This is a genomic window from Nostoc cf. edaphicum LEGE 07299, assembly GCF_015207245.1.
Taxonomy (GTDB): Bacteria; Cyanobacteriota; Cyanobacteriia; order Cyanobacteriales; family Nostocaceae; genus Nostoc; species Nostoc edaphicum_B.
In genome coordinates this window covers 1-10,297 of record NZ_JADEXF010000041.1, presented here as the reverse complement: position 1 = coordinate 10,297, position 10,297 = coordinate 1, and the positions used below count along the sequence as shown (strand labels likewise).

Below are 10,297 nucleotides of genomic sequence, written 5' to 3'. Positions count from 1 at the left end.
TGCCCGGACTGAATTAGGAGTGTTACCTGCTACGTAAAGCTTGAGAACGTAGGTTTTTCTGGCTTTATTCATATACTTAATAACTAGTCATAATCAGAGAAATACAATATTTTCCCATGCATCGTTACTCACAGTTGTAGCTTGTTCCAAGTTGAATACAGAGCAATAAATTTAATTTATTTTATCTAGAAATCGAACTCCTATAGACTTCGCACAGGTGAGCCAAGACATCTATTAACGTTAGGCGGTAATCAAGTAAAGTTTCATTGCTCCTACCTTCTAATTTTAGCTGGTTAGAAAATTCTTCAATTATCTCCATGTGAATTTCGATTATCTGCGGCACAGGAATATTAGCATAAAATATAGTATTGATAAATTTTTCAATTTTATCTTTGAGGGTTTTGTCTGTAGTAAAATAATCTATAAGAATCAGGCTATAATCTATTTTAAGCTGTCTTAATAATCCTTCTCTTTCTGCCGGAGTCATCTCCTGAAAATACTGCTGGCTTTTTTGCATCTGACTGGCAAATACATAAACGTATTTGCTAGTGTATGCCTTACTTGGATTTAGTAGCAGCCAATTTGGGAAATAGTTGATTGTTCCAGAGCTTGTTACAGCAACAGGCAAGTAGCAAAATTGGGCAATAATTGCGTCCATCAATAGCCCCACCCACGTACTCAAACCTTTTAGGTTGGCTAAGTCTGGATTATTTAAACATTTGTAAACATTAGATTGCAGAATCAATATCGGTAATAACATCTATTCTTGAATATATCTCCTCGATCGCCCTGACCAAGAAACGCGGGCTGATAAGTTTGGCTAACGCTTGTAGGGGAATACTGCGTGTGCAGTAAACTGCTGATTTAACCGCAAAATAACGCTCTATGCGAGCAGATAGTGCTAGGCACTCAATATTCTAGTGGAGCAACTAACTGGTAGAACTTAGTAGGTCTTTGATGATGAGGTATCCGTCGGCATAGCAAGACACAGTAATTAACTCATGATTTACATATCTTATGTATGTATATAAATAGATAGATAGATTTTTCTATTTTGCTCCTTGATAAGATACTTAAACGAACTTAAAGGATTGTCGCATTCCAAATCATTATAATTCCTCAAGGTTCTAAAGCGAATCTTTGGGGCCATAATTGTTTTAGCCGTCGCTATCGATGAGGAGTTTAAATACCAGTAAGACACTGGGGAGGCTGGCTAGTTGCTAGAAATTAGAAACGTCGCCTCTTGGAAAAATGCACTCGTTCGCAATTCCCGTGTCCGTTAGGGGAAATCCCATTGTTTTAAAGGCGTTGAAATAACCAGAGTTGCTTATATGAGTCTTCTTAAAGGATATGACTTCAGGCGAAAAGACCATCAACTGGCAGATGGAAATGCCGGAGGGTTCCACAGGAAGAATGACCCCCAAATCCCTATGTTAATGCTAGATTACCCGCTTTATGACTTTCAGGCAACCGTACCTAGCTGCCCCCAAACAAGTTCTCTGGCAGTGGTGTTGGAGATTTTTGAGCAAGAGCAGTGCGATCGCTTGGTAGTAGTGAATCAACAGCAATGCCCCATCGGATTGCTGTATTCTGCCCGTTTAATCCCAAAATTATTAGCACAAAGTGACGATAAAAATCTAAATTTACACCAATCGCTCTCTACCTGGGGTCAAGGTCTAATTGAGCCAATACAGACAATATCAGCTTCTGAGCGTGTAGAGCGATTAAGCTTGCGCTGGTGCGATTCACAAGTCGAAAAACCTCAAAACTTAGATTGGGCGCTAATTGACTCTGAGGGTCGATATTTGGGACTGCTGGATAGTTCGCGCCTATTGCGATCGCTGGCTCAGGAACGTATGGCTGGCTTACAAAAGTCTAGCGAACATCGCCATGAATATGATGGTGGGCCAAATGAACCCAAGTCATTAGGACATCAGCCACTGGTACACTTGCTAGAAAGACTGCCTTGGCCTTTGATGTTGCAAACGGGTACTGGCGAGGTGGTAGCGCGAAATCCCGCCTGGTGGCAGCAATTAGGAACCTTAAAAGATCCAGAAGGGGTTAGGCAACAAGTGGAGGCAATACTTGTCCCTAAACGCTCCGAAATAGCAGAATATGTCACCCAACCAGCAATCAAGGTTCATCCCAATGGTAGGGAGAATGAGCATAGTGGTGAAGAAGAACTAATTCAGCAAGAAGCATCAGGTGATGCTGCATACAGCCGATGCTATTTAGATAGTCAAGTGGGTACTTGTACCTGCGTTGTCGAAGTGCAAAATGGTCAAGAGCGAATCTGGCAGTTTGCCAAAATTCCCTTAGATAATCCTGAATTTAAAGTTATGAGTGCCCAAGAGGAGATTGCACTCAGCACTGATTTGTGGTTAGTTTTAGCTACTGATGTCACTGAACAGCAGCAACTTTGTAAAGAACTAGCAGCGAAGAATGCCGATTTAATTCAACTAAATCGGTTAAAAGACGAGTTTTTAGCTTGTATTAGTCATGAACTCAAAACTCCCCTAACTGCCGTTTTAGGATTATCGCGCTTGCTCGTAGATCAGCAGTTGGGAGAACTTAACGAGCGTCAAGCCCGTTATGCGGGACTGATTCATCAAAGCGGTCGCCACCTGATGAGTGTGGTGAATGACATTTTGGATTTGACCCGCATGGAGACGGGACAAATGGATTTGACCCTGACTCCGGTGAAAATTCAGGCTGTGTGCGATCGCGCCCTAGCGGAAGCCAAAGCTATCCACACTCAAACTACCAAAGCGACATCTGCCTCACCACCTGCAAATGCCCGTTCATCTGCTCCCCAATTCTGTCTTTCCATTGAACTAGGTTTAGATCAGATGGTGGCAGACGAATTGCGCTTACGCCAGATGCTAGTACACCTACTTTCCAACGCCTTTAAATTCACCGAAATATCTGGTGAAATTGGGCTGCGGGTGAGTCGTTGGGAAGGATGGATTGCCTTTACAATTTGGGATACAGGCATTGGCATTCCCGAACACCAGCAACACTTAATCTTTCAAAAATTCCAACAACTAGAAAATCCCCTCACCCGCCAATTTGAAGGCACTGGTTTGGGGCTAGTATTAACTCGCGCCTTGGCTCGCCTCCACGGAGGAGATGTCAGCTTCTTATCGCGTGAAGGTAAAGGTAGCCAGTTTACCCTACTTCTGCCGCCCAGTCCTCCGAAAACAGGCTTTTCGGAACCAGATATGGGAATCAGAGAAGAAGAGGAGACACGATACCAACCGACACGGGAAAATCTCTCCGCCGCTCGTCAGTATCCTAGTACGTCTACACAGCATCATCCTGCTAGTTCGCAACGATTGGTCTTGGTAGTCGAGGCAGTAGCTCGATATATTGAAGACTTGACCGAACAACTCAAAGGTTTAGGATATCGGGTAGTGATTGCGCGAGCGGGGACAGAAGCAGTCGAAAAAGCGCGGCGCTTGCAACCAATAGCGATATTTTTAAATCCGTTGCTACCCCTGCTCTCAGGTTGGGATGTGCTGACTTTACTAAAATCTGACACTGCAACCCGTCATATATCTGTAATTGTCACAGCCACAGGAGCCGAAAAGGAGCAAGCATTTGCTAATCGAGCCGATGGTTTCTTAAGTTTGCCAGTAGAGCATCAGGTCTTAGCACCAGTTCTAGAAAAATTATGTACTGCACAAGCAATTGGGCAGATAGGGTTAAATAATAGCGCAATTATCCCAACTAAAACCCCACTGCGAATTCTCAGGTTGGTGAATCCCCAGTTAGAATCGGTCAATCCCCACCCTTCACTTCGAGAACATCGGGTGATTGAAGTAGATGACCTAGATCAGGCAGAACTTTTGGCGCGGGTATGGCAGTTTGATGTCATTTTGCTAGATGTCGAAAGTACCACCGCCCAAATTTATTTGCAACAACTAATTGGACATCCACGTTTAGCAGCTATACCACTGGTGACTTGCGATGTTGCAACTACCTTAATCGCCTCTAAAATACCAGGGTTATCTGTATTTCCTTATTTAACACCATTTGCAAAAGATAACAGCACTCGCACCGAGAAAACAGATGCTTTACTATCAGTACTAGAAATTGCTTCTGGTATTTGCTGTCCTCCCAACATCTTAGTAGTGGATTTAACAATGCTGCGGGATTTCCCCCAGGTAAGACGTAAGCCAGCTAAGGGTTATCGGACAGAAAAAAATTGCTCAATTAGTAGTGAAACTGCTGAACGGGGGTCTGAGTGGTTCCAAGCTTTAATTCAATACCTGCAAACAGCAGGCTTCAAAGCGGCGATGAGTCCTTGTTGGGCAGAAGTGTTGCAACAAATTCGTCACGAAAGCGTTGACTTATTGCTAATTTGTTTAGGAGAAACCTCTATCCACAAAGATGTACTCAAAGCACTGAAAACATTAGGAGATTCGCCTTTAAAGTTGCCACCAATTTTGGTACTAAATCAGCGATTAAATCGCTCAGAAACCAGTTTCCAGGATGAAGTAGCTTATAAGGGAATTAACAAGCAGAAAAAGAATGGTTTGGAATCGATAGAAACTGTTGTTGGTGCGATCGCTACCCAAATATTACCGCGATCAATATCAATGGAAGACCTATTAAGCCAGATCAATCAAGCTTTAGCTGTCAATGGTTACAATAGCAAATGTTAATGGAGTCATTAGTCATTGGTCATTAGTTATTCTCAAAGGACTAATGACTAATGACTAATGACAATTTAATTTATGATATGTCTATTTTTTCATTTTTCATTTTCTTAAAAGGAACTCGAACCAAGTTATAAGCACCCTTGGTCGATAAATTCTTGTAATCATCTGGCTGTAAGTCCATTTTCAAAAACTTTTTCTGTTCGGCCAACAGCAGCACTGAAGAAGGTTTTAGTCCTTTAGCAGCCTTGTTTTTAATATGCTCTACAGCCTCTTGGGGAAATTTTAAATAATTTACGTGGATCTGGCTGTAAAATACCACACTAGGCTTTTTGAAGCCAAGCATGATCAATTCTTCGTTTGGTTGTTTTGCTTCTAAAATGGCCGCAGACAATTCCCTTAAGGGTAATTGACGTTCTCGATCAATAAAGAACGAAGCAGGCGTTAAGACAAAAATTACAAACGCCACAAACCCGATTAAATTAATACTCATAATGTAGTTCCAGCGGCGGCTTAATAATAAACCCGCAACCGAAACAGCAGAAACTAGCCAAATTATACCCGCGATTACTGGTAAACCAGATTTTTCAATTAGTTCGTGGAAGTTACTGATCGCTGGATCGGTACCTAATATATGGGTTATCTTAAGCAGTGCTGTTGCCAGAATTGATAAAAATACTACATTCACCCAACCACTTATTCGCAGCAAAGACGCGGAAATGGGGGGAGTGGGAGAGGAAACAGGAATTGTTTGCCGTGTCTTTGTATCCGAAAAAAGGTCGCTCCACAACAAGGCTACTAGGATTGCTGCTGCTGGCATTAAAGGCAATACGTAGCTAGGGAGTTTAGTAACAGCAATGCTAAAAAAGCCAAAGATGCTAGCAAACCAGAACCAGGCAAATAAACCAAATTGCTGAAAACGTTCAAGCGATCGCCAATGCGATCGCTGCCAAAATTTTAGTCTGATTATAGAAGCTGGTAAATACACTGAGTATGGTGCAAAACCCAACAGCACGACTAAAAAGTAAAAATACCAAGGTGCTGAGTGACCATTAACTACTTCTGTAAAACGTTCCAGGTTGTGATAACCAAAGAAGGAGTTAATGTAATTCCAGCCATTGCGCCAAATTACTAAAGCATACCAGGGCACTGACAAAGCGAGAATTACCAGTATACCTACAAGAAGGCGCATTTCCCGCAACACCTCTCGCACTTTACCCACGTAAAGCAAAAAGGCGACAACAATTAGCCCCGGCAAAACAATTCCCACTGGCCCTTTGGTCAAAATTGCGCCAGCAATCAGCACATAAAAAGCTAAGTACCATTTATTAGGGAATAGGGCATTGGGTATCCCTTCGGCTTCGCTCAGGGCAAGTGGGGATTGGGCAGAAGGGCTGTGGGAAGGGTGTAGAGGAGAGGAATTTTCCCCCTGCCCCCCTGCGTACCCTAGAAAGAAACATAACAAAGCCGATGCTATACATCCGGTGAGCAGCATATCAGAGACACCCGTTCTCGCCCAAATAATAGTTTCGGGATTGAGTGCCATCAGCGCTGCTGCTATAAAAGATGTTAAGTAGCGACGAGTAGGACGTGAAACTTGCTCTAATTCCTCTTGTTTAACCAGATACCACTGAATGGTGTAAAAACCTAAACAAACTAAGCCGAATGCTGCGATCGCGGAAGGAAGGCGTACTGCCCATTCATTCACGCCAATCAAATGATATGCGATCGCCTGACACCAGTAAATTAAAGCAGGTTTATCGAAACGAGTGTCACCATTGAAAAATGGGGTAATCCAATCACCTGTGACGAACATTTGGCGGGAAGCTTCGGCAAAAAGCGGCTCTGTCTCATCAATTAAGCCAATGTTACCCAAATTCCACCCAAAAGCCACCCAGCCAAGTACCATCAACCACAAAATCGACACAGTTATACTCAGGGCTGGATTTTTTGCTATTTTGTTGAACCACCGATCAACAGTGTGCTTAACACTCACTTTCATTCTCATTTAGTCAATAGTCAACAATCACTAATCAATAGTCGTTGGTTATCTATCTTTTGTTCTTCGGAGTTTTTAATTCAACGATTTTCCTCTATCCATTACTTAACACTTTACCAACTGTAGGGTAAGGATGTAAAAATAAAGGTTTGAGCAAACGGTAAACAATGCCCACTCTACAACAATTGCTTCCGTACTCAATATTTACCACTTAGCAATATTTATTAGACATCCTGCAAAAGTAACTTTTGCAGGATGTTGGGGTGAATGTTTGTATGTTAAAGGGGAAAGGGAAAATTCCATACCTTTACCCTTTACCCTTTCACTTTTTCCCCACTTCTGCAAGAAGTCTATTGACTCAGCACAAGTTGCCATTCTCTGTTTTGGGAATTCCACTTAGGTAATTGAGTTTCGCCAATAATATAAGGGCCCCAGTAACGACGGGAACCATCTTGTGCAAAAGCAACTAAAACATCTCCCTTCTCCAGCTTTAAATTATTCTGAGGTAGGAATAGAAGCAGTCCCTTCTCACTACCTTCTTGGGGAGCAAAATCCCAATGTGCCGGTACATCATAGAGAGTCTGTTTTTTACTAGATCCTTTTGCTACTGACTGTCGTGCCAGTAGAACCAGCCGCACTGGCTGATTTGTTTGATTGCTCATTCGCAAAGTCCCTTGATCCTTAGCAATGCTTGCTGATTTATCACGATTTGCCAAGACAGGATAAGTATTCTGTTTACTGCTATGTTCTACTTGATTGGTTGGGGTAGGCGCTGGAGTGGATAGACTAGCGGAAATAGTTTTTTCAGGTAAAACCGAAGTTGTCTGCCACTCTTGAGTTTCTGTTGGCAGTTCTGAAGATGTATCTGGGTTTGTGGACTCAAAAGATACGCTTACTCCAAAGCATCCCACTAGAGCAGCAAGCAGTCCTAAGCAAAAAACTGTAATACCGAGGTTACGATATACTGAGGATTTCATATTGATAGTTATTAGAAATAAATATTTTGTTTAGGCTTGACCAAATAGTAGCCTATTATCCCAAAAGGGAATCATAGAAAGTAATCTAATATAGACTTTCCTAAAACTAATGATACTAATGTATTATAATTATCATTCTGATTAGACAATATTCGGAGGAAATAATTTCCTGGATGTCTGATAAACTTGGGGTAAAGATACCCATTGCTTTGTGTCTTGACCGTAGGCTTACATAAAAACAAGAAAATTAGATACCGAGCCAGCCAATTCATTTGTAGAAAGAAAAATAAAACTTAAGATGCATATTTCATCTTGCATTACAATAAGCACCCTTTTAAGGGAATAAACTTCCCTAAAGATGATATGATGTGCAAATTTGAATAAACGCTGGAAGCCCAGCAGATATTTATAATATTAACAAAAAAGCTGAAGCTAAAACCAATATCCTCTTTTGAATATAGGATCTTTCAAGATATCTTGACTTTTCGCCAGAAGTCTATGTGATGCAAAACACTCGTCTCAATAACTTATTCGATGCCATTGCTACACGCTTGGGGCAATGGTTTTTAAATCCTTGGCGGCGGCTATCGTTGCTGATCATTAGTTTTTTGTTAGGTTTTTTTCTGGCAAACGTAGCTTCCACTACAGCCGGTCAACGAGCAGAATTAGACATTCTGGTAGCTGCTTTTTTAGTAATGTTGACGGAAATTACCAGTAGGATATTTTATCATCGAAGCTTTTTGGAAAGGCGATCGCTCTTAGTAGATTCATTAAATCTCCTCAAAGTTGGTTTCATCTACGGACTGTTTCTCGAAGCCTTTAAGCTGGGATCGTAGGGTGGGAGATGAAGGAGATAAAGAAGCAGGAAGCAAGAGAAGCGGAGTTAGCAGATGCATTGAGGGCAAAAGCTTTTGGAATCACGCCGGAAAATGTCGATGAGATGATAGAAAAGCGATCGCATTTACTAAAATCTGTCTTCCCAGCTTTTAGCGAATTCTGCCAAGCTACTCTCCAAGTACTACCCCAGGAAATGTTACAGGTATTGTGGGACTTGTGCCTACCTTTGGGGATCAAACTAGCATCGCAGCGCCAACAGTTGGGACGCCCCTTGATTCAAGGAATATTGGGAGGGCAAGGCACTGGTAAAACCACAATGTCCAAAATTCTCATTTTGATTCTCGATCATTTGGGATACAGGACTGTGAGTTTATCTTTGGATGACTTATATAAAACTTACAGCGATCGCTTGCTTTTAACACAGCAAGATCCCCGCTTAATTTGGCGTGGCCCACCAGGAACCCACGATATAGACTTAGGTTTAAATGTACTAGATCAAATTCGCCAGTCGCAAAATCCAGTGATGCTTCCCCGCTTTGATAAATCAGCTTTTGGAGGTGCTGGCGATCGCACTACTTCCGAAATGGTAACAGATGTAGATATTGTACTATTTGAAGGTTGGTTTGTGGGTGTACGACCAATTAACGCAGATGTATTTGATACTGCACCGCCGCCAATTGTTACAGATGAAGATAAGGCATTTGCCCGCGAGATGAATCTTCGCCTCCACGATTATTTACCACTGTGGGAGCGATTGGACAGCTTAATTGTACTTTATCCCACCGATTACCGCTATTCTTTGGAGTGGCGCAAACAAGCTGAACAGCAAATGATCGCTGCGGGTAAGTCGGGTATGAGTAATGCAGAGATAGAGCAATTTGTCAATTATTTTTGGCGATCGCTGCACCCGGAATTATTCATCAAGCCGTTGGTAAAAGATGCGACAGTGGTTGATATGGTGATTGAGATTAATGGCGATCGTAGCTTTGGTAAAGTGTATTGCGATCGGACTAATTCGTAACTCATATCTCCCGCCTTCGGGTCGCCAAGCTGCAAAATCTTCAAAGCTTACTAGTTTGGGTATGGCTTGAGTTATAAATTTTTACCTTGGCTTGTATGTTGTCTTAATCATCAATGCTTTTAAAGCTGACAAATTGCTTTTAAAACTTGTAGCAACTGACTTGAACGCTCTCTTTCCATTAAATTTAATTCTGGCAACAGATAATAAATAGGGGGATTTCCTTGTTCAATATATATAAACTGATAACTTCTACCATTAGTCGCTAATCCCCAAATTGATTTTTGATTATCTAAATTTTTATAAGAGTATGTGAGTAACTGAGGCAAACCTGTTGATATATCAATTTGACTATTTTTAGATTCAATTAATAGTACCCAAAAATATGTTTGAGGTTTTGTATGTTTAGCTTTACTAATAGCTAAAATATCAAATCTGCCTTTAATTTTGATATCTTCATCTTCAACTTCAATATAAGTAATATATTCTTCCAAAACAATCTCGATAGGATAGCGATAAAAACCAGCTAATCTTAGTAAAGGTGCAACTGCAAGAAACTTAACCTGACCTTCCGAAACTTTGCCTGCTGTCAGGTAGCGTCGAAAGTCATTTCTAATTTGCAGAAGTTCTTGTTGTTCGACTTCGAGGAGAGGTTCTAAAGATAAATAATTAGAAAATGAGTCACTGTACTGTTCTTGAAAGGCAAACAGACGCTGAACTTCTTCTAAAGATAAATTGCGAGCGTTGATAATTGTCATATATTTGTGCTTGATTCAAATGAACAATATTTGTCATTCAACCAGAT

7 protein-coding genes and 1 pseudogene are annotated in these 10,297 nt (G+C 41.4%); 3 read left to right on the top strand and 5 right to left on the bottom strand.

Going from position 1 to position 10,297, the window contains the following annotated elements; all coding sequences use genetic code 11:
- A pseudogene (locus IQ229_RS23650) lies at positions 1-72 on the bottom strand (circadian clock protein KaiB); the annotation flags it as partial.
- Positions 73-181: 109 nt separating this feature from the next.
- The gene (locus IQ229_RS02255; protein ID WP_194040891.1) at positions 182-760 is read right to left on the bottom strand and encodes a KaiA family protein; all 579 of its coding nucleotides are present in this window, start codon (positions 758-760) and stop codon (positions 182-184) included.
- Between the two features lie 571 nt (positions 761-1,331).
- On the opposite strand from IQ229_RS02255, the gene IQ229_RS02250 reads away from it, so the two are divergent.
- Positions 1,332-4,667, top strand: a complete 3,336-nt coding sequence (locus IQ229_RS02250; protein ID WP_409339886.1) for a hybrid sensor histidine kinase/response regulator — start codon at positions 1,332-1,334, stop codon at positions 4,665-4,667.
- 70 nt (positions 4,668-4,737) lie between these two features.
- On the opposite strand, the gene IQ229_RS02245 is transcribed toward IQ229_RS02250, so the two are convergent.
- Both IQ229_RS02245 and IQ229_RS02240 read right to left on the bottom strand, forming a co-directional pair.
- The gene (locus tag IQ229_RS02245) at positions 4,738-6,669 is read right to left on the bottom strand and encodes an ArnT family glycosyltransferase (protein ID WP_194040889.1); all 1,932 of its coding nucleotides are present in this window, start codon (positions 6,667-6,669) and stop codon (positions 4,738-4,740) included.
- 341 nt (positions 6,670-7,010) lie between these two features.
- Positions 7,011-7,637, bottom strand: a complete 627-nt coding sequence (locus IQ229_RS02240) for a hypothetical protein (RefSeq protein WP_194040887.1) — start codon at positions 7,635-7,637, stop codon at positions 7,011-7,013.
- A 503-nt stretch (positions 7,638-8,140) separates the two neighbouring features.
- Between IQ229_RS02240 and IQ229_RS02235 the strand changes: the two genes are divergently transcribed.
- Complete coding sequence (locus IQ229_RS02235) at positions 8,141-8,473, top strand: DUF565 domain-containing protein (RefSeq protein WP_194040885.1); 333 nt, start codon at positions 8,141-8,143, stop codon at positions 8,471-8,473.
- An 8-nt stretch (positions 8,474-8,481) separates the two neighbouring features.
- Positions 8,482-9,495 carry a glycerate kinase gene (locus IQ229_RS02230; protein WP_194040883.1) on the top strand — a complete coding sequence of 338 codons (1,014 nt, stop codon included), beginning with the start codon at positions 8,482-8,484 and terminating at the stop codon, positions 9,493-9,495.
- A gap of 119 nt (positions 9,496-9,614) precedes the next feature.
- Here IQ229_RS02230 and IQ229_RS02225 read toward each other — a convergent pair whose 3' ends face one another.
- Complete coding sequence (locus tag IQ229_RS02225; protein WP_194040881.1) at positions 9,615-10,250, bottom strand: restriction endonuclease subunit R; 636 nt, start codon at positions 10,248-10,250, stop codon at positions 9,615-9,617.
- Between the last annotated feature and the right edge of the window lie 47 nt (positions 10,251-10,297).

Coding starts and splice junctions, on each gene's coding strand:
- IQ229_RS02245 (WP_194040889.1), bottom strand. CDS start 6,669: ATGAGAATGAAAGTGAGTGTTAAGCACACTGTTGATCGGTGGTTCAAC.
- IQ229_RS02235 (WP_194040885.1), top strand. CDS start 8,141: ATGCAAAACACTCGTCTCAATAACTTATTCGATGCCATTGCTACACGC.
- IQ229_RS02255 (WP_194040891.1), bottom strand. CDS start 760: ATGTTATTACCGATATTGATTCTGCAATCTAATGTTTACAAATGTTTA.
- IQ229_RS02240 (WP_194040887.1), bottom strand. CDS start 7,637: ATGAAATCCTCAGTATATCGTAACCTCGGTATTACAGTTTTTTGCTTA.
- IQ229_RS02230 (WP_194040883.1), top strand. CDS start 8,482: ATGAAGGAGATAAAGAAGCAGGAAGCAAGAGAAGCGGAGTTAGCAGAT.
- IQ229_RS02250 (WP_409339886.1), top strand. CDS start 1,332: ATGAGTCTTCTTAAAGGATATGACTTCAGGCGAAAAGACCATCAACTG.
- IQ229_RS02225 (WP_194040881.1), bottom strand. CDS start 10,250: ATGACAATTATCAACGCTCGCAATTTATCTTTAGAAGAAGTTCAGCGT.